Genomic DNA, 22,152 nt, shown 5'->3' with positions numbered 1-22,152 from the left:
GGTCAGGCGGCCAGGGTGCTCTGCACGCGGGCGATGACGGCCTGCAGCGGCTCTGCGGCCTGGTACTGCTGCGGATAGAGCCGTTCGCTATGGCAGGCGACGCCGTATTCGTCCACCAGGGCGAAACTGAAGCTGTCTTTGCGCGGTGCCAGGATGATGCAGTTGAGCGGGGCGAAAGCTGCCTTGAGGGTGCCGATCGCCTCCTGGATCTGAGTGCTTTTTTTCATATTGTCTTTCTTCCAAATAGTCACGGTCTTATGACCGCGTGAAACGTAAAAAACTCCGGTCGAACGCAGAATGCGTGATATCCATGACCGGAATGTGGCAGCGAATGAAAACTCGAAGAGGTCTTTCGAGGGCGCCATGGCGGGAGAATACGCCAACCCCCGAAGTTCGGGCTTGCCAAATATGTAAGGACGATTTGCTGCGCCTTGAGGGGCGCGCTGGATGCGCCTGCCAGTGACTGGCTGCTGGCCGTGGCCCTGTGTGTCCCGGCTGCTGCGCCCTGGTTTGGGGTGGGCGGCGACGGGAGGGGCGACCTGAAGTTCATGACTCGCGGGCAGCATTATCCGGATACCGGGCGGGTCTTTCAAGTGCGGATCGTCAGAGGATGTTTCCGAGGAGCTTCCCGCGGCGGCGTCGGCCGCCGCGGGGCGGGCATCACTTCTGCAGCCAGGACTCCACGGTCTCGGCGCCGTACTGCTGTTTCCAGGCCTTCAGGGTCTTGTGGTTGCCACCCTTGGTTTCCACCACTTCGCCGTTGTTCGGGTTCTTGTACACCTTCAACTGGCGGCTGCGGCGCGGGGCGCTGGCGGCCGGCGCGGCGGCGGCGTTGTTGGCGGTGCCCTGCGGGTCGAGGATGTCGATGACGTTGCGCAGGTTCATGCCGTATTCGTCCATCAGGGCCTGCAGCTGATCCTTGAATTCCAGTTCCTTCTTCAGGGAGCTGTCGTTCTTCAGCTTTTCCAGCAGGGCCAGTTGTTCTTTGAGCAGGCGTTCGGCTTCACGGAATTCCGCGAGTTTGGACATGTTTGCACTCCAGGGCAGGTCATTCCGAAACGGATATCGGTGCGCAGCTATTCGGCGACCATTGTGTTCGGAAAGTTATGTGGGCGGCGAATTATTAATTTAAATAAGCGAGCGATGCAATAATTAATCTTCGATAAGGTGTTTTTCACGGCATTGCAAAGGTCCTTCCGAATGTATGGCTTTATCGCCATGCCGCGAATCGCGGATAATCGCCTCCCATCAACTAGATGGCGGTTCGCCATGGGGATCGCCGATATCTTGCGTGCGCCATGGGATAGGGGATGTAGATGCTTTCGAATGTCCAGTCGTATTCACTCAATGGACATGAACTGGTCTGCCTGGTGCAGGGGGAGGGGGTGCCGCTGGTATTGGTGCACGGCTCGCTTTGCGATTACCGCTACTGGCAATGGCAGTTGCGCGGTTTGGGCGAGCGCTATCGTCTGCTGGCGCCCAGTCTTCGACATTATTATCCGCAGCGCTGGAATGGCGAGGGCGCGGACTTCACTACCGCGCAACATGTCGAGGACCTGCTCGCGCTGATCGACATGCAGGGCGAGCCGGTACACCTGCTGGGGCATTCGCGCGGCGGCAATATCTGCCTGCGGCTGGCGCTGGAGGCGCCTGGGAGCCTGCGTTCGCTGGTGCTGTGCGACCCCGGCGGGGATTTCGCCGCCGACCTGTTCCAGGCGGCCGGCGTGCCCGTGCCGGCGGCGCCGGCCGAGCGCAACCGTTTCCGCGAGCAGGCGCTGCAACTGATCCGCCAGGGCGAGGTCGAGGCGGGCCTGGAGTTGTTCGTCGACACCGTCAGCGGGCCGGGGATCTGGCGGCGTTCCTCGCGGCACTTCCGCGACATGGCCACCGATAACGCCATGACGCTGATCGGTCAGGTCGCCGATCGGCCGGAGCCGCTCGGGCGCGCACGCCTGGCCACGCTGGCGGCGCCGACCCTGCTGCTGCGCGGCGAACTCAGCCCCGAGCCCTTCCCGCAGGTGGTCCAGGCCCTGGCGCAGACGCTGCCGGACGTGCACAGCCAAGTCATCGCCGGCGCTTCCCACGGCATGAACGCCACGCGCCCGGCCGCTTTCAATCGCGCCGTGCTGGAGTTCATCGACGCGCACTGATGCCGCTCGTCAGTTGCCTCCACATGCAGTACCATGGCGACCTGCCCCGCTTGTCGGGGCTTCGTTCGTTTTTCTTCCAGTGATCTCCGTCCGCGCGCGCAAGCGCAGGGTGCCGAAAAGGCGCCTGCCACTGTGAGGCAGGCCTGCCCGGCGGGCGACGCTTACTGGCACATCCCAACCCATGTGGCCTTTCGTAGGGGTCACCACTAGGAGAGGAGGCGCCATGCCCATCATTACTCTTCCCGACGGTAGTCAGCGGTCCTTCGATCACCCGGTCAGCGTGGCCGAGGTGGCGCAATCCATTGGTGCGGGCCTGGCCAAGGCCACCGTGGCCGGCAAGGTCAACGGCAAGCTGGTCGATGCTTGCGACAAGATCGAACACGACGCGACCCTGCAGATCATCACCCCGAAGGACGAGGAAGGGCTGGAAATCATCCGCCACTCCTGCGCGCACCTGGTCGGCCATGCGGTCAAGCAGCTGTACCCGAGCGCGAAGATGGTCATCGGCCCGGTAATCGACGAAGGCTTCTATTACGACATCTCCTTCGAGCGCCCCTTCACCCCTGAAGACATGGCGGCGATCGAGAAGCGCATGGCCGAGCTGATCGACAAGGACTACGACGTCATCAAGAAGATGACCCCGCGTGCCGAAGTCATCGAGGTGTTCAAGTCCCGCGGCGAGGACTACAAGCTGCGCCTGGTCGAGGACATGCCCGACGAGAAGGCGATGGGCCTGTACTACCACGAAGAGTACGTGGACATGTGCCGCGGCCCGCACGTGCCCAACACCCGCTTCCTCAAGGCCTTCAAGCTGACCAAGATTTCCGGCGCCTACTGGCGCGGCGACTCGAAGAACGAGCAGCTGCAGCGCATCTACGGCACCGCCTGGGCCGACAAGAAGCAGTTGGCCGCCTACGTCCAGCGCATCGAAGAGGCCGAGAAGCGCGACCACCGCCGCATCGGCAAGCAGCTGGACCTGTTCCACCTGCAGGAAGAAGCGCCGGGCATGGTGTTCTGGCACCCCAACGGCTGGACCGTCTACCAGGTGCTCGAGCAGTACATGCGCAAGGTGCAGCGCGAGCACGGCTACGTCGAGGTGCGCACCCCGCAGGTGGTCGACCGCATCCTCTGGGAGCGTTCGGGCCACTGGTCGAACTACGCCGAGAACATGTTCACCACTTCGTCGGAAAGTCGCGATTTCGCGGTCAAGCCGATGAACTGCCCGTGCCACGTGCAGATCTTCAACCAGGGCCTGAAGTCCTATCGCGACCTGCCGCTGCGCCTGGCCGAGTTCGGCGCCTGCCACCGCAACGAGCCCTCGGGCGCGCTGCACGGCATCATGCGCGTGCGCGGCTTCACCCAGGACGATGCGCACATCTTCTGCACCGAGGACCAGGTGAAGAAGGAAGCGGCCGACTTCATCAAGCTGACCCTGCAGGTCTACGCCGACTTCGGCTTCTCCGACATCTCCATGAAGCTGTCCACCCGTCCGGCCAAGCGCGTGGGCTCCGAAGAGCTGTGGGATCGCGCCGAAGGCGCGCTGGCGGACGCCCTGAACGAATCCGGCCTGGAGTGGGAATACCAGCCGGGCGAGGGCGCCTTCTATGGCCCGAAGATCGAGTTCACCCTGAAGGACTGCCTGGGCCGTAACTGGCAGTGCGGCACCCTGCAGTACGACCCGAACCTGCCGGAGCGCCTGGACGCCAGCTACATCGCCGAGGACAACAACCGCAAGCGCCCGGTCATGCTGCACCGCGCCATCCTCGGTTCCTTCGAGCGCTTCATCGGCATGCTGATCGAGCACTACGCCGGCCTGTTCCCGGCCTGGCTGGCGCCGACCCAGGCGGTGGTCATGAACATCACCGACAAGCAGGCCGATTTCGCCGAGGAAGTGGTCCGTACGCTCGAGGAAAGCGGATTCCGTGCCAAGTCCGACTTGAGAAACGAGAAAATCGGCTTTAAAATCCGCGAGCATACTTTGCTCAAGGTTCCCTATCTCCTGGTTATTGGAGACAGGGAGGTTGAATCGAAGGCCGTCGCCGTACGTACGCGCGAAGGGGAAGATCTCGGCTCGATGCCGCTTTCCCAGTTCGTCGAGCTGTTGACTCGGGCGGTTTCCCGGCGTGGTCGCCAAGACTCGGAGTAATCATTATTAAGCGTGAAATGAGACAGGATAAGCGGGCTCTCCCGAAACCACCGATCAACGAGAACATCACCGCACGCGAAGTGCGTCTGATCGGTGCCGACGGTCAGCAGATCGGCGTAGTGACCCTTGATGAGGCGCTGCGCCACGCCGACGAGGCCAAGCTGGACCTGGTTGAAATCTCTGCCGATGCGGCGCCTCCTGTCTGCCGCATCATGGATTACGGCAAGCACCTGTTCGAGAAGAAGAAGCAGGCGGCTGCGGCGAAGAAAAACCAGCACCAGCAACAGATCAAAGAAATCAAGTTTCGTCCAGGGACGGAAGAAGGGGATTACCAGGTAAAACTACGCAACCTGGTACGTTTCCTTAGTGAAGGGGACAAGGCCAAGGTATCCCTGCGATTCCGTGGTCGTGAGATGGCCCACCAGGAGCTGGGCATGGAGCTGTTGAAGCGGGTCGAGACCGACCTCGCCGAATACGGCACCGTGGAACAGCATCCTAAGCTGGAAGGACGCCAGCTGATGATGGTCATCGCTCCCAAGAAGCGTAAATAACCTCCCGGGCACTGGCAGGCCTGATGGTTATCAGTTGTTAACGAATGCGGAGTACTAAACATGCCAAAGATGAAAACCAAGAGTGGCGCCAAGAAGCGCTTCAAAGTGACTGCTGGTGGCATCAAGCACAAGCACGCTTTCAAGAGCCACATCCTGACCAAAATGACCACCAAGCGTAAGCGTCAGCTGCGCGGCACCTCGATGCTCGCTGCTTCCGACGTTCGCCGTGTAGAACGCTCCCTGCGTCTGCGTTGATTTCTGGTAGAGGATAGATAAATGGCTCGTGTTAAGCGTGGCGTGATTGCCCGTCGTCGTCACAAGAAGATTCTGAAACTCGCCAAAGGCTACTACGGCGCGCGTTCCCGCGTGTTCCGCGTTGCCAAGCAGGCGGTGATCAAGGCCGGCCAATATGCCTACCGTGACCGTCGTCAGCGCAAGCGTCAGTTCCGCGCCCTGTGGATCGCCCGTATCAACGCTGGTGCTCGTCAGAACGGTCTGTCCTACAGCCGTCTGATCGCCGGCCTGAAAAAGGCGGCCATCGAGATCGACCGTAAGGTCCTGGCCGATCTGGCTGTGAACGAAAAAGCGGCGTTTACCGCGATTGTCGAAAAAGCGAAGGCAAGCTTGGCTTAAGCCCTAAGACAATCACCGGATTTTTATCCGGGACGTAACGTCACCGATAGGGGAAGAGCCTAACCGCTCTTCCCCTATTTCGTATCTGGAGTTGGTACATGGAAAACCTGGACGCGCTGGTCTCCCAAGCCCTGGAGGCTGTGCGACATACCGAAGACGTCAATGCCCTGGAACAGATCCGGGTTCACTATCTCGGCAAGAAAGGCGAGCTGACCCAGGTGATGAAGACCCTGGGCGACCTGCCGGCCGAAGAGCGCCCCAAGGTGGGTGCGCTGATCAACGTTGCCAAGGAAAAGGTCCAGGAGGCGCTCAACGCCCGCAAGACCGACCTGGAAGGCGCCGCGCTGGCGGCGAAGCTGGCGGCCGAGCGCGTCGACGTGACCCTGCCGGGCCGCGGCCAGACCTCCGGTGGCCTGCATCCGGTGACCCGTACCAAGGAACGCATCGAGCAATGCTTCACCCGCATCGGCTATGAAGTGGCCGAGGGCCCGGAAGTCGAAGACGACTACCACAACTTCGAAGCGCTCAACATCCCCGGCCACCACCCGGCGCGGGCGATGCACGACACCTTCTACTTCAACGCGAGCATGCTGCTGCGCACCCACACATCGCCGGTACAGGTGCGCACCATGGAGAGCCAGCGCCCGCCGATCCGCATCGTCTGCCCCGGCCGCGTGTACCGCTGCGACTCCGACCTGACCCACTCGCCGATGTTCCACCAGGTCGAAGGCCTGCTGATCGATGAAGACGTCAGCTTCGCCGACCTCAAGGGCACCATCGAGGAGTTCCTGCGCGCCTTCTTCGAGAAGGAATTCTCGGTGCGCTTCCGCCCGTCGTTCTTCCCCTTCACCGAGCCTTCGGCGGAAGTCGACATCCAGTGCGTGCTGTGCAGCGGCAAGGGCTGCCGCGTGTGCAAGCAGACCGGCTGGCTGGAAGTCATGGGCTGCGGCATGGTGCACCCCAACGTGCTGCGCATGTCCGGCATCGACCCGGAGAAATACCAGGGCTTCGCCTTCGGCATGGGCATCGAACGCCTGGCCATGCTGCGCTACGGCGTCAACGACTTGCGCCTGTTCTTCGACAACGACCTGCGCTTCCTCGGGCAATTCCGCTAGGCCGCGTACGACGTCAACGAATTCTTAGGAGAGCAGGATGAAATTCAGTGAACAATGGCTGCGGAGCTGGGTGAACCCGCAGGTTTCCCGCGACGAGCTGGTGGCTCGTCTGTCCATGGCCGGCCTTGAGGTCGACGCCGTAATCCCCGTCGCCGGCGCCTTCAGCGGCGTGGTGGTGGGCGAGGTGCTGAGCACCGAACAACACCCGGACGCCGACAAGCTGCGCGTCTGCCAGGTCAGCAACGGCAGCGAGACCTTCCAGGTCGTCTGCGGCGCGCCCAACGTGCGCCCGGGCCTGAAGATCCCCTTCGCCATGATCGGCGCCGAACTGCCGGGCGACTTCAAGATCAAGAAGGCCAAGCTGCGCGGCGTCGAGTCCAACGGCATGCTGTGCTCGGCCAAAGAGCTGGAAATCAGCGACGACAACGCCGGCCTGATGGAACTGGCCGCCGACGCCCCGGTGGGCGCGAGCATCCGCGACTACCTGGAACTGGACGATGCCTCCATCGAGATCGGCCTGACCCCCAACCGTGGCGACTGTCTGTCCCTGACCGGCCTGGCCCGCGAAGTGGGCGCGCTGTACTCGGCGCCGGTCACTTTCGTCGATGTGAAGCCGGTCGCCCCCGGCATCGATGACGTCCGTCCCATCGAGCTGCTAGCGCCGAATGCCTGCCCGCGCTATTTGGGCCGCGTCATCCGCAACGTCGATCTGAGCAAGCCGACGCCGCTGTGGATGGTCGAGCGCCTGCGCCGTTCCGACATCCGCAGCATCGACGCCGCAGTGGACATCACCAACTACGTGATGCTGGAGCTGGGCCAGCCGATGCATGCCTTCGACCTCGACGAGATCAAGGGCGGCATCCGCGTGCGCATGGCCGAAGAGGGCGAGAAGCTGGTGCTGCTGGACGGCCAGGAAGTCGCCCTGCGTACCGACACCCTGGTTATCGCCGACCACGAACGCGCCCTGGCCATGGCCGGCGTGATGGGCGGCGAGCACAGCGGCGTCAGCGCCAAGACCCGTGACCTGTTCCTGGAAAGCGCCTTCTTCGACAACATCGCTGTTGCCGGCAAGGCCCGTTCCTACGGCCTGCACACCGACGCCTCGCACCGCTACGAGCGTGGCGTGGACTTCCAACTGGCCCGCCGCGCCATGGAGCGCGCCACCGAACTGCTGCTGCAGATCGTCGGCGGCGAAGCCGGTCCGGTGGTCGAGCAGGTCAGCCAGGCCCACCTGCCCAAGGTCGAGCCGGTGGTGCTGCGCATCGAGCGAGTCACCCAGATGCTCGGCATGGAAATGGATGCTGCGGAAATCGAGCGTCTGCTCACCGCGCTGGAGTTCCAGGTGCAAGCCGATGGGGAAGGGCGCTGGAAGGTCGGCGTGCCCAGCCACCGCTTCGACGTTTCCCTGGAAGTCGACCTGATCGAGGAACTGGGCCGCCTGTACGGCTACAACCGACTGCCGGTGCGCTACCCGCAGGCGCGCCTGGCGCCCAACACCAAGTCGGAAACCCAGGCCGAGCTGCCGGCGCTGCGCCGCCTGCTGGTCGCCCGCGACTACCAGGAAGCCATCACCTACAGCTTCATCGATCCCAAGCTGTTCGAACTGTTCAGCCCGGGCGTGCAGCCGCTGATGCTGGCCAACCCGATCTCCGCCGACATGGCCGCCATGCGCGCCTCGCTGTGGCCGGGCCTGGTCAAGGCACTGCAGCACAACCTGAACCGCCAGCAGACCCGCGTGCGCCTGTTCGAGAGCGGCCTGCGCTTCGTCGGCCAGCTCGAGGGCCTGCAGCAGGAAAACATGCTGGCCGGCGTCATCTGCGGCAGCCGCGAGCCAGAAGGCTGGAGCAACGTGCGCGAAGGCGTCGACTTCTTCGACATCAAGGCCGACGTCGAAGCGCTGCTGGCCAGCGCTAGCGCCGCCGATGCCTTCGCCTTCGTCCCCGGCGAACACCCGGCGCTGCACCCGGGCCAGACCGCCCGCGTCGAGCGCGATGGCGAACTGGTCGGCTACGTCGGCGCCCTGCACCCGGAACTGGCCAAGGCTCTGGACCTCGATCGTCCGGTCTACCTGTTCGAGCTGGTACTGGGCGAACTGGTCCGCGGCCGCCTGCCGAAGTTCAGCGAACTGTCGCGTTTCCCCGAGGTGCGCCGCGACCTGGCGCTGGTGGTCAACCGCGATATTCCAGCCGAATCCGTCCTGTCGACCATCCGCGAAGAGGCCGGCGAATTCCTGACCGACCTCAGGCTGTTTGATGTCTATCAGGGTAAAGGTATTGATCCGCTTGGAAAAAGCTTGGCCGTCGGCTTGACCTGGCAGCATCCATCACGCACTCTTAACGATGACGAGGTGAACGCGACTACGCAGAAAATCGTCGCCTCGCTGGAGCAAAGGTTCAACGCCACGTTAAGGAAGTAGCGTATGGGGGCTCTGACGAAAGCTGAGATTGCCGAACGTCTGTATGAAGAGCTGGGCCTGAACAAACGGGAAGCCAAGGAACTGGTGGAACTCTTCTTCGAAGAGATCCGCCAGGCGCTGGAGCACAACGAACAGGTGAAACTGTCCGGTTTCGGCAATTTCGACCTGCGCGACAAACGCCAGCGCCCGGGTCGCAACCCGAAGACGGGAGAGGAAATCCCGATCACGGCCCGCCGCGTCGTCACCTTTCGTCCAGGCCAGAAACTGAAAGCCAGGGTTGAGGCTTATGCTGGAACCAAGTCATAACGACGAACTGCCCCCCATTCCGGGCAAGCGCTACTTCACCATCGGTGAAGTGAGCGACTTGTGCGCAGTGAAACCGCACGTGCTGCGGTATTGGGAACAGGAGTTCCCGCAGCTCAACCCGGTCAAGCGCCGCGGCAACCGCCGATATTATCAGCGCCAGGACGTGCTGATGATCCGCCAGATCCGCGCGCTCCTGTACGACCAAGGCTTCACCATCGGCGGGGCGCGCCAGCGCCTCTCCGGCGACGAAGCCCGCGAAGACATCACCCAGTACAAGCAACTCATCCGCCAGATGATCGCGGAACTGGAAGACGTTCTTCACGTGCTGCGCAAGTAGCTGAAAAAAATGAAAAAAGTGCTTTGCCGAAAGAAAACCTTACGGTATAGTGCGATCCGCCAACCGGGCAACCGGAAGGCAACGTCGGGGCGTAGCGCAGCCTGGTAGCGCACTTGCATGGGGTGCAAGGGGTCGAGTGTTCGAATCACTCCGTCCCGACCAAAAAAACCTAGAAAATCCAGTCACTTAGCGGTGACTGGATTTTTTTATGGGCGCATTTTTTATCTCAGGCCCTAGAGAGTACTTGTGGTGACCGTTTGGTGACCGTTTGTGCTGGGCTTGGTTCTTTAACTTGGGGTACCCCTTAAGTAATCGGCCAAAAGCGGACGTCTGTGACTGGCTCTATCGACCCGAAGTGGCCATTCGCTTTCCCAGGATCCCATTGAGTTACTCGGCCGCTAGTCGCTTGCCACTGGATATGCCATGCAGGTCCATTGGCACTCGTTTCTTCACAAACGCATCCGCCCCCTGAGACGTTCAACAAATGCGAGGCTCAGCAAGTAGCTATGATTTGCGTTGATTGCATAAGGCCGGCTCCACTCAAGAAATTGGTCGACACACACGGCGCGGAGGGTGACTGCAAGTACTGCGGCCGTCCTGGGCATGCTATAGAGTCGAAGCAGCTGTTCAACTACGTTTACGAGCGCGTTGCGGAGAATGTTGCCAGCAAGGATGACCTGTCCCACTACGAGCTCGGCTTGCTATATCACTGTGGATCGGACTTCGTTGCCGTTTCGACTATCGATATCGTCCTCGCGGAGTGGTTTGAGCTCGGCAACGAACCTTACTTTGAGGATCTCTGCGGTGCCGTTCCACCTGAGTTCAAGGTGGATGACGCGGGGGACGAAACGCATTTTTATAGCGATGATGGCACGTTGGAGCAGAACATCTACGAGGGCCGCTGGAAGAAGTTCATTGAGGATGTCCACTACAAACACCGCTACTTCAATGTCGGAGCCGACCAGTTCCTCCATTCCGTTTTTTCGGTGCTGGTGACCGACGGCAACCAGCCAAAGCCGGAGGTAGTGCGGACCATCGCACATGGCGAGGTGCTCTACCGGGCACGCCATGCCCAGAACCAAAAGCAGGCGGAAGAAATCATCGGCAATCCTGCCGGTCAGTTCGGGCCCACACCAAAGCATCTGGCCAGCAGCCAACGGATGACCCCGAGTGGCATCTCCGCCCTATATTGCGCATTGGAGCGAGAGACCTGCCTCAGCGAAATCCGCTCCATCACTGGCGACCATGTAATCAGTGTCGCCCTAACACCTATCGGCGAGCTGCGACTTCTGGACCTCACTGCTCTGGACCGCGTAGAGCCACCGGCGCTCACATTGTTAGACGAAGGGTTCCGCGAGTCACTACATCAGAAAGTGTTCCTAGGCTCGCTGGTAAAGAAGATGTCCCGGCCCAAGGTGCGCAACAACGAGTTGAGCTATTTGTCGACGCAGGTGGTCTTCGAGTATTTGCGGCTGCATTTCGGCAAGTACGTGGATGGCCTGGTGTTCCCCTCCGTCCAAACGGGCGAGGCAGGGACCAACGTGGTCATCTTCCCTGAAGCCAGCCGACTTTCCTACGTGCCTCCGGCCGATCCTGATCCGGTGGGCGGGCCTGCCCCAATCGCCGTACCACCGGAAAACCTATTTGGGTCGCCGGCCAAACTGGCCGTCGTGGCTGACTCCATCCGGTTTCACAAGGTCACTGCGATTGAAACTAAGGCCAAGGAGTACAAACATATTTACGGCCTGTTCATGAGTGACTTGAACCGTAAGCGCCTAGGCTCGGAATTCGAATAAGTGGGGTGATGGCGAAAGTTTTGGCTTCTGCTAGGAGAGAGCCCTATCCATAGGGGCCAGTTATGGACGTCCGCTCCGGCCAGAAGCAGCCACTTAGGTTGCGCTGCTTTCGACCCGCTCGCATTGTTTTGTCCGAAGGTCGCTCGTGCGCGGACGGAAACATCCCCATACCGGTCTTGTTAACGTACTGGCCACATGACAGGATCTAAAACTTGATCCTGTAGCGATTGCATAGCATGTCGAACGCCTCCGATACCGAAGAAGCCGCAGCCCCGTCAACGGGGTCGGTTTTTCGTGACGCCTTCCGCCTCCTATGCATTCTTTTAGAGGGGAGCACACTCGCAACAGAGGGCGAAGGCGCCGAAGGATTTGATCGGGTTTTTCACGGCGAGAAGCGTGCTCAGGCGATCGTATTCTACGTTTGCTACCCCGACTACCTCGCGAATAGGCTGCTCGACCTACACGATGCTGGCCAGCCAGGGCTTCTTAGTACGGTCGAGAAGATCTTCGCCGAAGATGAGCCGAGCGTAAGGTTGGCAAAGATGATCCGCTGGCACCGCGGCGCCTACTTTGATCTTGATAACTCGCTCGGCGTGCTGAGCTTCTATGAGTTAATCCGCCCCGTTCAGAGGACGCTCCCCAATCTCGGTTCTCAGCATGACTACCTGCTCGGACCTAAGGCTGCAGCCTTCGTGCAAGACGCCGTAAAGATGCAGCCTGCCCTCGCTTGGTATCTCGAGCGGGCGCGACTCGCAATGAAGGTTAGCGGTCTGAAGTCCGGTCACGCCCTCAAGGCCGAACAGTATAAGTTTGAGGAATATGAAGGAACGAAGCACAGCGGTGTGATTCCGTCGATCGCCGATCAGGTCAAGAAGCGCTTCGATAAGGCCAAAGTGGGGGACAGGGATGAGCGTCAGTAACACAATCAATTGGATTGACGAGATCGCCGCTAAATCGCGTGTCGAACGAGACGAAGTCACTAAGATCCTCCTCTCCCACGGTATAGAAGAGGACTCAACTCTTCCTCGAAAGCGCTCTCTCACCCTCAAACGGGTGCTGTTCCGCGGGATAAAGCACGGCGAAGAAGACCCATTTGAATTCCTGTGGGACGGTCTTGGCAACGGGATTTGGGGCCTTTTGACCGACGACAACGGCAAGGGTAAGTCCTCGATTCTTGGGCTGGTGCGCGGCGCTCTCCGTGGCGAGCTCCCAGGAAGTCGGCTCAAGCCAGATGTTTGGGGTTGGCTGAGCGAGTTCGAACTTGATTTCCTTATTGACGAGCACATTCACAGGATTTGCTTGATGAAACCTGCGGGTGCGACCGAGGCTGCAGCTGCTGTCGCCACTTTGTCGCGATTCGATAACGGTAGGGAGTTGGTGATTAAGCGAGGAATCCCCGACGACGCTTTTGGGAAGGCGGTCGACTCGCTGTTCATGGATGAGCTCGGCTTTTCCCGAGTGAGGGCGTACCGGGCTAGGCAAGGAGAAGCCGCGGAACATGGCTGGCCGGCCATGTGCGCTGCGCTTTTCATCACCGGACCAGGCGACACCCTTTTCGGCGATACCGCTCAAGACGCCATCCATTTACGCCTGATCCAGCTCTTCATCGGCTTGCCCTGGATCACAACTTACACTTGCGCGTCTACCGGCCTGAAAGCGGTGTCAGCTCGCCTCGCGAAGGAGACAACTGGCAAGAGCGACCGGGTCGTGAGCCGTATCAGGGAGCTCGAGGATCAGATCCAAGAACTTGAGATCAAGCTTAAAGACGAACCCGACCTGACCAAGCTTAGATCCGATTTGCCTAGTCTCGATCAGGAGCTGGTAGAGCTGCGCCAGATGGCTGAGGATGCGGGCGCCCTCGTGCTTAAGCGCAACGCCCTATACGACGACGCGAAGATCGCTCGGGCGGAGGCTCGTCGAAGGCTATTGCAGGCGAAAGATGACGCCGAAGCGCGTGTTGTGTTCAAGAGGCTCAAGCCAACCTGCTGTCCCTCATGCGCTCGCGAATTTGAAAAAAATAGGTTCGCGGCGACTGAAGCACCAGCGTGTGGGCTTTGCGGAAAGGAAGAGGATGAGGTCGGTTCGACAGAGGAATTGATCACAGAGTTAGAAGCGGAGGCTGCCGATACCCTGGAGTCTCAGAAAACGGCTGAAAAAGCTGTGGACGAGGCCAAGATCGCTTGGGAGAAGGCTTCCGCTGCCGTCACTGCCGCCAGTCAACGGATCGCAAAGGTTCAGGCCGAGCTTCGCAAGGGCAGTGCTGCAGAGGAAATCAGGCTGGACATTGCAAAGCTGAAGGCGCGAATCGAAGAACTGGAGCTTGCGACTGGGCCGTCGGTCGATGTCGACCTCATCCGTCGAGAGGAGACCGTTCTAAAGGCCGCCGAGAAGGTAACAAAGTCGCTCTTTGAAGATCTTCAGACTGAGATCCTCACGGAAGTTTCGGGCGCACTAATGAAATTCTCAGAGGCGTTCGGGGTTCGTAACCTGCAGAGCATGACCCTCAATGGTGCCGGCCATCTCAAGATTGAGCAGGGCGGGCAGATCACTTCCTTCACAAAGCTCAACGCAGGCGAGAATCTTCGCGTTAGGATTGCGGCGGCGCTCGCGGTTCTCGAGGTCGCCGAACGGCGTGGCCACGGGCGGCATCCCGGGTTAATAGTCCTCGATTCCCCTGCGGCGCAGGAGATGTCACACCAAGACTTCGCCGCATTGGTCGAGAGCGTTGTTACTGCCGTCGATGAATTCCCTAATGTTCAGATAGTGGTCGGTGCCGTCAATAGGCAGGAACTGATCAGCCGCGTGCCTCGCGAACGGCGTCGCCATGCTGAGGGTGCCAATCCCTTGTTCTAAGGTATGCCGATGGATGACTTGACCGATCGCCTGATAGAGTCGGCCGGCGATGGTCGCCCGATCACGCTAAAGGGCCGAACCGATTTAGAGATCGAGTGCGTGATCAACACGCTAGCTGACCATCCGTTCGGACCAGACGTGTTCGTGGGGCTGTGCAGATCGGGCGAGCCGCGTGACGCCGCTTTGGCACTGAAGATCGTCGAGCGCACCTCCAGTCCCGCTGTAATGGGGGAGATCGTGCGTGAGGTCGTCTCCGGCCTACCGCTACCAGCTGCACTCATCGACGCTCTGCACGGTGCGATGATTGACCGCTCAGTCGATCATGCCGGGCATTGGGGCTTGAGGAGCCAGGCGCTGTTGGGAGCTTGGCTTCTAGCGCGGTCTAAAACGAGTCTCGGGTACAAGCTGGTAGCCAGCCTTTTGGAAACGGCGTCTGACGACGATGTCCAGTACCTTAGGCATGTCGCCAAAATCACCGGCCTCGTGAATGCACATCTTGCGGTTCCTGATCTCCAAGCAAAGCTAGTCAATCTTGTCGAGATCGCTGCATGCCGCGACGAGGCGGCCATGGAGCTTGGTCTAATCGAACTCAAGAGAGGCTTGGAGGACCGACAACGCGGGACGGCCCTTGAAGCCTTTACGAAGGCCAGAGATCTGTTCGCTATGGCCAGCGCTACCTCTGAAAGGCGTGCGGATGCGGAACTCTATCGCCGTAGCTTGACTATGCTCCTAGAGTTCCAAAACGGTCGCCGATCGGTTCCGGTAGCCGATGAGGTAAGTGCGATCACACAAGCTGCGTTCGAATATTCAATACACGCGATCCCGAACGATCCGCGTCTCGTGAACACTTGGCTTACAGACCGCGCCGGAGAAGCAATAGCTTGGGCCACGCTCGCGCTCAGACTTGAACGGCTGGAGGAGAGTCTTGGTGAGGCTGTGTGGCTCGAGGCGGCGATGGTCATCGAGCGACAACTGCTTGTCTGCTACTCGGCCAGTCGCTCAACCTTGAAGCGTACCTCCGACGGAGGTCTAGAGGCCATTCTCCGGCCGGCAATCTCAGATGCGGTCCAGCGGGAGCACACAAGGCTTCAGATGCTTGAGCTCTGGATCGATAAGTATACAGGCAGCGACATGATCGTGGACGCACGGATGCTCCGGAAGGAGGCGTCGGCGGCTAGGGAGGCCAGCATCTTACGAAACCCTACCGAGGAGGCGTCTACTGACCGAGTCGCCGCCTTGCTGGGCTTGGGCCTCGTTACGCATGCGGGCAAGTCTTTAGCACTTGAGGAGGTCGCGGCTGGAGTTGTGCAGGTAATCCTCACTTCAACACCACTCGTGGTGAGGCAGAAGCTTGAGGAGCTGGTCGCGGCGCTTCGGGCTAACTACGACTACGCCAACAACCCCGAGGCGCGGGCACTATTCAACAGCGTCCTAATTAGGACTTTGGCTTGGCAGTACGAACTCGAGAACATCGAACCGGGCAAGCGTTTGCTTTCGGACTACCTGTTCAATCCCAACGCCAGCGAGGCGGATCTACAACAGGATTATTTGGCCACGGTTCAAGCAGGTACAGGCGGAGGTGGAGTGAGGTCAGAAGCTCGGGCGATAGGACATGGCCGAGCCGATGTGGCCTTTGACATGGGCCTCGTGACGATCGTTGCAGAGCTCAAGAAGACTAACCACAACCGCACTCTGGAGGAACTGCTCGACGATCATGGCCTCCAGGCGACCGCATACCAACGATCCAACGTCCGACTGGGCTTGCTAGTCGTTTTAGACCTTGTGGATCGCGGCGGCACCGGGGAGCACTTCTCCGCATCGTCGAAACTCCTTGAGAAAACCCCTCCGGGGACAACGACATCATACTCCGTAGCGGTATTCAGAATTCAAGGGCGCAAGACCACACCGTCTGCTATCAAGAAATCCCCAAAGCGCAAGCACTGGGCACAGACATAAAAGCGTTAAATCCAGCACGACGGCGCAGATGGCGAGACTAAGGCCATATAAGTCAAGTACATCGTTCGCCACAGACTATAAGGCCAAGCCAACAGCTTGAACGCTCAGCCAAGTGCGAATGCCCACTTCGGGTCTGAAACAGCCCGACCTTAGTGGCTGCTCCTAGCCGACTCCGGTCTGATGCGATTGGCTCGAGCCGGCCACTTCTAGCCGTGTCCTAAATAACGTTTAGGATAGTTCGGTGATACCGCCCAGCTCAGAAGAGTAGGAAGTGTCTCTTACTCTCCACCAGCACTCGATTTTCTTGGCCCACTCGGAGATCATTTTCCCGCCAGCCCCACGATGAAGCGCGTCATTGACCTCTTCTGCCCATATCGCAATCTGCCGATGTAGCTGGGGAGAGATCGATTGTTCCTGCCAGATGCGGTTCAGATTGAGGGTCGCTCCGAGCTTGAGCGCTAGAATCGAAACTGTGTAGGACGTGATGTTGGCTTGGAATGCCGGGAACATGGGGCGGATGATCTTGTGAGCAGACTTGAACAGGATCGCCTTCGCGATCATCTGTTTGTACTGCTCCTGATCCGGTATCACGTTCTCACCAGCACTTTCCCTTTCCATCAGCTCATCCATGAATGCTTGGAAGTTTTTCTGACTGCCGAGGCTGACGATATGGGGCTTCTGATCCCAGGCAAACAGGAATTTGGCTAGGTCGGGCTTGGTAAGTTTGCGGTAAGGGGGGATTGTCGCCTGGAGTTTTTTCTTCTGTGCAGGGGTAGTTGCTTCCTTCTCCAGCATCACCTTGTAGCTGCCAGCTGAACGCTCGTAGAACCAGCGTCCAACGCCATCGGGGCAGTAAGTACGCATGGACAGTTTTTCCAACTCTCGATGGAAGGGCTTGTTGGCGGACAGGTCGGACTGTTTGACAACGTTCTGGCTGTTTGCATACCGCGAAATATTGGCAATCAGCTCCTCATCATCAGCCTGCCCGGAGCGGAGCACGATGATCTTGGCCGGAACTCGGACACTGGAAAGATCAATGTCCGGGTGCTTTTTCTTGGCGAAGTAGATGGATGCAGTAGTCTGACCGCCATTTACAATCTGCATGCCTTGGAGCCAGAGAATGCCTGTCGAACCATCTGCGGCGGTGTCGAGCTTGGCTTGGTCGGCAACAACGACGATGCCGTTGTTATAGGCCATGAAACGGTCGGGGTGGTCGCGCAGGCTGTCACGGATTCCCTTGTTGACCCCCTTGCTGCTAACTCCCAGAAAGGAGCGCACGTTTGCCTCAAGGATGCGGGGACCATACTTCTCGTAAAGGAATCGCAGGGCTTCGCCTGGTACGGCTGTCAGGGCATAGTCATACTCATCGTCACCGGATCCAGGAACCCATACGCTAGGCAGGGCAGTCCCGCAGATGTCCCTGAAGTTTACTACCAGTTCATCCCGCGGACGCCCCTGCTGCCAGTGGTTGAAGAGGCGTTGAATGTCCATGATCTCTAGGCGGACCTGCTTGCCCTCGACCTCCTGCGGTGCATAGTTTCTCGTTTTGGCTACGGCATCCGTGATGACGAAAATACGGATGCTATCCAGCGTCTTGAAGATGCGCTCGACTTCGGTAACAAGGGCATAGGCATCGTTGGTTTCATCGAGCTTGCCGGATAGCTGGCCTGTTGCGCAGAACTTCAGAAACTGCAGCCCTTCCTTGGCAGCCTTTCCTGCTTCGGAGTCTGGAAGCGGCTCTAGCTCATCCACTCCCTTGTAGAGACTGACAAAAAGATCGAGGCGGTCTGGGTTGCCAGAGTCATCAATAGTGTCGGATACGGAGTAGCCGCTGATTTTTACCTTGTACGTACCTACCTTCGCTTCGTAATGGCAGACAGTTGGTTCAAAGGTGATTCCCTCTTCTGCCATGTGTGTCATGACATGCTCGGTGAAAACGGCCTCAGGAGGAATGGGGGCCTCTCCTGGGCCAATATCCTTTTCAACTTCATCGCGGATCGCGGCCTGCGTTTCACGCAGAAAGTCGACGAGCTCCATCAAACGACTCCTAAATGTTCGAGTACATCACCCATTGAGTGGTTGTTTGCCGTAACTAGAGAAAGGTCCAGCTCATATGCGGCATGGCGAATTGCCGAAGAAACGTTGAAGAGGGTTAGCCTGGGAAACTCCCCGTCCACAAGATGCAACCTTGTGTCGGTCAGCAGGAATCGACGTGTATAGACTGTCGCGTGCATGTCCAGATATCCGGCCTTATGGAGAGCCAGCTCGAAAAGGCGCATTGCGGCGGGGTCAGCGTCAAGGCGCTGCCGAGTTGCATCAACGAGCTCAGTGAGCGTTTTACCCGCCTCCTGAGCGCTGAATCGAAGCCCGGCCAGAAAGAGAGGCGGGCAGTTGGTGTCATCCAACTGCTCAAGTGAGCCAATCCGAACTGGGAAGCCGTCCGGAATCATTGTCGACTTAATTTCCACGCTGCCAAGGCCGATCTGGAAGTCGTGCAATCCGTCATGCGGACCTTTCCATGCATCCACTGCCGTAAACTGAAGGATTCCCGCATCCAGCAGAAGATTCAGAAATCGCAGCTCCCCGACCAGCCCCAGCTCCTTCTCTGGGCCTAGGCCTTCTCGTCCCTGACGCATGAACTCCTGCCACCCCCGTACCCGCCCGAGGAAGCGCTGATAGAGCGTTTCCTCGGGAGAATCGCTGAATGACTGGAGTAGGTGCACGATATCGGAGACTACCTTGGCAAACAGTTCAAGACTGCCTGCGGGCTGACGAACAATAGCGAGCCAATTGTGGTTGCCGCCAGTTTCTCCGAGTGTGGCTCGCTCCATACGGAAGCCCTGCCCTTGGGGAAGCTGCGTCGCCGGTGCGATTTTTGTAGTCGCAAATCCGACTAGAACCGCCTCCTCGTTACCTGGTGAGTGTCGGGCGGCCTTGATTCGGCAGGAGCCCGTCTGCTGAACCAGATCTATTGCACGCCAGCCGGGAGTGGAGGCGTTGCCAGGTAGTGCTCTCCAGACTCCCAGAATTTCGAGGTCACTCACTTGAGCCATACTGCTGCTCCCAAAGCACATTGGTGACCAGATAGGGCACGGATTTGCCGGCATTACTGGAGGGGAAGCTGATGGCAAATGCCACGACAGGTGTGGTTACACCGCTGACGTCTGAGTCCTCGGGATCCAGTAGTGAAATGATAAGGAGCCCTTTATCCGGTCGAGGTTCTATTCCATCTGCACCCAGGCCTTTTACATGCCTAATTGCAGGACCATTGGGGGTCTCGGGGGGCTCTTTGCGTCTGGAGCGCCCCGGGTCTTTCACCCAGGCCCGTTTGGTTAACTCAAGCGCTGCGTTCCATCCGGCCTCATCAAGATCCATGGCCTCATCTTGGGGGGATAGCAGTCTGCCGATGGAGTATTTGCCTTCTCCTTCGGTTGCCTTGTTCTTTCGCTGCATCATTCTGACTGGGCTGCCTACGACATCTAATGTCCTCTCTGTCCCACCGCCTATAACAGCCACCGTCCAAGATGTCAGTTCCCCGGAAAAACTCATTTCTTCAATGAAGTCTGCCAGAAGATCACTCTTTACCTTTCTTGAGTCGGGATGGGTCTGATAGCCACGCAGAAAGCGGGTAACCGATTGCGCTGTAGCGTTGGTCCACTGAATCCCGCTCCAGCTATCCTTCTTACCATTGCGCTGCTGCGGAGGGATTGGGGAGGGACTTCCAAGCTCATCAGCAAGGGTCATGAGAGTCGACAGATTCTTTTCCAGAATATCCTTGTCGGTGTAAAAGCTGACGGTCTCGACGACATCGCCACTGAAAGAGAGATACAGAGTTTTGGCTGTGCGCATCTTCAGCGGCGATGTGACCATAAGTACCGGGTGAGAGCGCACCTTGAGGCCATACTCCCTAGGCGTCAGCCTGCTCTCCATCATGAAGTCGAACTCGGCCCGCAACTCCTCGGCGGCGTCGGCAATATGTTCGAACCACTCAACCAGATCATTGGTCGTGTAAAGGCGGCACAAATCGAGGTAGCCGGGCCGGTAGCCAAACCAGCGCCCCATCTGCATCAGGGTGTCGTACATCTTGGATGCGCGCAGGAAGTAGCTGGTGCAGAGCCCTTCGAGGGTCAGCCCCCGGGCAAGCTTGTCGCCTCCAATAGCAATTACTTTTAGTCCCGTTGCGCTGTCGGCATAGTCAAGAACATCCGTGGCCTTGCCGTTGATCATGCGCACATCGATTTCATCAAGCACATCCAGCAGCACAGCCTCGATGTCCTGCCAAGAGGTAGCAGGGTGGCGCGACTCTTCCTCTATCTGGGCTGCGATCTCGTGGCTGGTGCTGACAAAGTCTCTTTCCCAGAGGCTCCTCAATTCCGCCAATGCGCTCAGATGGTCGGTGCGTCTCCTGAATCGCTGCTTCAGGCCGTGAACGTAGCCCAGAACCTGGCGGTGGACATGCTGCTGCACCTGATTGAATCTGGTTACGTGAATCAGCATCGAGCTGTGCTGGGAGCCCTGTCCACGAAGGCCTCTGATCGCGCATGAAAGAACGAATGCGTGTACGGCCTCGGTCAGCGAGGCAGGCATTGCGTCCTGACCTTCAAGCAGTGGGATATGGCTGCTTTTGTGGCTGACCGGCATCCAGCCACTCTTGCCGTCTTGGGAGCACTGATCCTTAACTATTCGGACTAGGTTCAGTGCACCTGTGCGTCCGCTCTCACCGGCGAGTCCGAATACCCTCGAAGGCCCTACATAGCTGGACGGCGCCGAGAGATTGGTGATGAAGGCAGAGGGGAACAGGTCCGGGCCTTCCTTGGCGGTTTCACCATGCTCGTGAATGTAGATGTTGGCGAATGGGGTAGCGGTATAGCCGACATAAGCCTTTCTTGAGAACGCATGGAGAATTTGGCGGATCAGGCTGTTGATGGCTGTCGGCTCATGATCCAGATCGGGGTTGCCGTCTTCGTCGACAACTTTCTCGCCAGTGTCGACAGATGCGTGGTCGGCCTCGTCATCAATTATCAGCAACGGCAGATGTGTAACGAGCGGGCGACCGCTTTCCGGATCCTTGGTTTCGGCTACATGGGACTGGATCCAGTTGAGCAGCCGCGTCAGAACCGTCTTGTTCTTCTTGACGACAAACAGCCACGGGCGCTGCTCCGGAGAGACGCCCAGATTCTTCGCAAACTTGGTGTTGAAGTCGCCGGTTTCCGTTCTGTTGGTCACATACTGGGGGCGCAGTGCCGGAGATGGGTCGATTTTGCCGACCCCGATGAGTTTGTTTCCTTCACCTTCGATGGCACTTGTTTCGTAGCCCAGAAAGCCCTCGTCCAGACGCATCTGGGTCTGTGCTCGCAGGTTGTTGTGCAGCCCTGCAAGCACAATGATGATCTTGTAACCGGCATCTGCTGCCTTGCAGATGAGGCCAGTGTAGTTGCCGGTCTTGCCCGACTGTACATGGCCAACCACCATCCCTCGTCGATCCCAAGCACCATCTCGCTTTGGGTCTTCAAGCATCGACAGAACGTTGTCAGTGGTCTTGTCCAGTGCTTCCATGGCGCTGAGGGGCAGTTTCAGCTCCTGCCACTCACGGTAGCGCCGCCAGTATCGCCAGTCCTTTTTCCGATCGCTTGGTTGCCAAGGCTCATGTCCAGTGGTGTCAATCAGAGATGAGTCATCCCCAACCCAGACACTGAAGCGTCTGATCAGCTCCTCCGTGACCGAGTCGCGATCCAGGCCCTCGGCCTTTCCCGGCATTATCTTCAGCACCATGTCGATCTTCTGGGAAATGAGCTGAGGGGTGATCGCCGACTTGTCCTTTTCATCAGCCAGCATTTCCTGAACGAACTTGACCACACTCCATTTGTTTTCCTCAGACATGAGGCGTCACTCC

General features: G+C 59.0%; 18 protein-coding genes and 1 tRNA gene. 14 read left to right on the top strand and 5 right to left on the bottom strand.

Going from position 1 to position 22,152, the window contains the following annotated elements:
• Positions 1-2 precede the first annotated feature (2 nt).
• On the bottom strand, positions 3-227 hold the full coding sequence (locus tag QSJ95_RS20870) for a hypothetical protein (protein ID WP_009617001.1): 225 nt from the start codon (positions 225-227) through the stop codon (positions 3-5).
• Between the two features lie 433 nt (positions 228-660).
• Positions 661-1,029: a histone-like nucleoid-structuring protein, MvaT/MvaU family gene (locus tag QSJ95_RS20865; RefSeq protein WP_009617003.1), complete on the bottom strand. Its 369-nt coding sequence runs from the start codon at positions 1,027-1,029 to the stop codon at positions 661-663.
• Between the two features lie 287 nt (positions 1,030-1,316).
• Between QSJ95_RS20865 and QSJ95_RS20860 the strand changes: the two genes are divergently transcribed.
• The 14 genes from QSJ95_RS20860 to QSJ95_RS20795 all read left to right on the top strand — a co-directional run bounded on the left by QSJ95_RS20860 (position 1,317) and on the right by QSJ95_RS20795 (position 16,259).
• The gene (locus QSJ95_RS20860) at positions 1,317-2,150 is read left to right on the top strand and encodes an alpha/beta fold hydrolase (protein WP_285645042.1); all 834 of its coding nucleotides are present in this window, start codon (positions 1,317-1,319) and stop codon (positions 2,148-2,150) included.
• A gap of 223 nt (positions 2,151-2,373) precedes the next feature.
• Entirely contained in the window at positions 2,374-4,296 is a 1,923-nt protein-coding gene (gene thrS, locus QSJ95_RS20855) for a threonine--tRNA ligase (RefSeq protein ID WP_043270648.1), read from the top strand.
• Positions 4,296-4,847: a translation initiation factor IF-3 gene (gene infC / locus QSJ95_RS20850; RefSeq protein ID WP_173427906.1), complete on the top strand. Its 552-nt coding sequence runs from the start codon at positions 4,296-4,298 to the stop codon at positions 4,845-4,847. The genes thrS and infC overlap by 1 nt, the downstream gene beginning before the upstream one ends.
• Before the next feature lie 60 nt (positions 4,848-4,907).
• Positions 4,908-5,102, top strand: coding sequence for a 50S ribosomal protein L35 (gene rpmI / locus QSJ95_RS20845; RefSeq protein WP_009617012.1), 195 nt, complete (start codon positions 4,908-4,910; stop codon positions 5,100-5,102).
• 21 nt (positions 5,103-5,123) lie between these two features.
• Positions 5,124-5,480, top strand: a complete 357-nt coding sequence (gene rplT / locus QSJ95_RS20840) for a 50S ribosomal protein L20 (protein ID WP_003099086.1) — start codon at positions 5,124-5,126, stop codon at positions 5,478-5,480.
• A gap of 98 nt (positions 5,481-5,578) precedes the next feature.
• Positions 5,579-6,595 carry a phenylalanine--tRNA ligase subunit alpha gene (gene pheS, locus QSJ95_RS20835; RefSeq protein WP_285645036.1) on the top strand — a complete coding sequence of 339 codons (1,017 nt, stop codon included), beginning with the start codon at positions 5,579-5,581 and terminating at the stop codon, positions 6,593-6,595.
• 37 nt (positions 6,596-6,632) lie between these two features.
• Positions 6,633-9,011, top strand: coding sequence for a phenylalanine--tRNA ligase subunit beta (gene pheT, locus QSJ95_RS20830; protein ID WP_285645033.1), 2,379 nt, complete (start codon positions 6,633-6,635; stop codon positions 9,009-9,011).
• Positions 9,012-9,014: 3 nt separating this feature from the next.
• Positions 9,015-9,317 carry an integration host factor subunit alpha gene (gene ihfA / locus QSJ95_RS20825; RefSeq protein ID WP_003090661.1) on the top strand — a complete coding sequence of 101 codons (303 nt, stop codon included), beginning with the start codon at positions 9,015-9,017 and terminating at the stop codon, positions 9,315-9,317.
• On the top strand, positions 9,298-9,654 hold the full coding sequence (locus QSJ95_RS20820) for a MerR family transcriptional regulator (protein ID WP_009617038.1): 357 nt from the start codon (positions 9,298-9,300) through the stop codon (positions 9,652-9,654). The genes ihfA and QSJ95_RS20820 overlap by 20 nt, the downstream gene beginning before the upstream one ends.
• Positions 9,655-9,739: 85 nt before the next feature.
• Positions 9,740-9,816 (top strand) — tRNA-Pro (locus QSJ95_RS20815).
• Between the two features lie 344 nt (positions 9,817-10,160).
• Positions 10,161-11,450, top strand: a complete 1,290-nt coding sequence (locus QSJ95_RS20810; RefSeq protein ID WP_285645028.1) for an RES family NAD+ phosphorylase — start codon at positions 10,161-10,163, stop codon at positions 11,448-11,450.
• 236 nt (positions 11,451-11,686) lie between these two features.
• Positions 11,687-12,370 carry a hypothetical protein gene (locus QSJ95_RS20805; protein ID WP_285645026.1) on the top strand — a complete coding sequence of 228 codons (684 nt, stop codon included), beginning with the start codon at positions 11,687-11,689 and terminating at the stop codon, positions 12,368-12,370.
• Positions 12,357-14,303 carry a hypothetical protein gene (locus QSJ95_RS20800; protein ID WP_285645025.1) on the top strand — a complete coding sequence of 649 codons (1,947 nt, stop codon included), beginning with the start codon at positions 12,357-12,359 and terminating at the stop codon, positions 14,301-14,303. Before QSJ95_RS20805 ends, QSJ95_RS20800 begins: the two co-directional genes overlap by 14 nt.
• A 9-nt stretch (positions 14,304-14,312) precedes the next feature.
• Positions 14,313-16,259 (top strand): hypothetical protein, encoded by a 1,947-nt coding sequence (locus QSJ95_RS20795; protein ID WP_285645023.1) that lies wholly within the window; start codon positions 14,313-14,315, stop codon positions 16,257-16,259.
• Between the two features lie 228 nt (positions 16,260-16,487).
• Here QSJ95_RS20795 and QSJ95_RS20790 read toward each other — a convergent pair whose 3' ends face one another.
• Genes QSJ95_RS20790 through QSJ95_RS20780 form a run of 3 tightly spaced genes read right to left on the bottom strand, consistent with a single transcriptional unit; the run spans position 16,488 to position 22,139 of the window.
• Positions 16,488-18,296 carry an AIPR family protein gene (locus QSJ95_RS20790; RefSeq protein WP_285645021.1) on the bottom strand — a complete coding sequence of 603 codons (1,809 nt, stop codon included), beginning with the start codon at positions 18,294-18,296 and terminating at the stop codon, positions 16,488-16,490.
• Positions 18,296-19,312: a PD-(D/E)XK motif protein gene (locus QSJ95_RS20785; RefSeq protein ID WP_285645019.1), complete on the bottom strand. Its 1,017-nt coding sequence runs from the start codon at positions 19,310-19,312 to the stop codon at positions 18,296-18,298. Before QSJ95_RS20785 ends, QSJ95_RS20790 begins: the two co-directional genes overlap by 1 nt.
• Positions 19,296-22,139 carry a Z1 domain-containing protein gene (locus tag QSJ95_RS20780; RefSeq protein ID WP_285645017.1) on the bottom strand — a complete coding sequence of 948 codons (2,844 nt, stop codon included), beginning with the start codon at positions 22,137-22,139 and terminating at the stop codon, positions 19,296-19,298. The genes QSJ95_RS20785 and QSJ95_RS20780 overlap by 17 nt, the downstream gene beginning before the upstream one ends.
• Positions 22,140-22,152: the final 13 nt, after the last annotated feature.

This window comes from Pseudomonas sp. NBRC 100443, from assembly GCF_030268185.1.
Taxonomy (GTDB): Bacteria; Pseudomonadota; Gammaproteobacteria; order Pseudomonadales; family Pseudomonadaceae; genus Pseudomonas; species Pseudomonas citronellolis.
The sequence above is the reverse complement of the archived record's forward strand: the minus strand, read 5'-3'. Positions and strand labels throughout refer to the sequence as shown.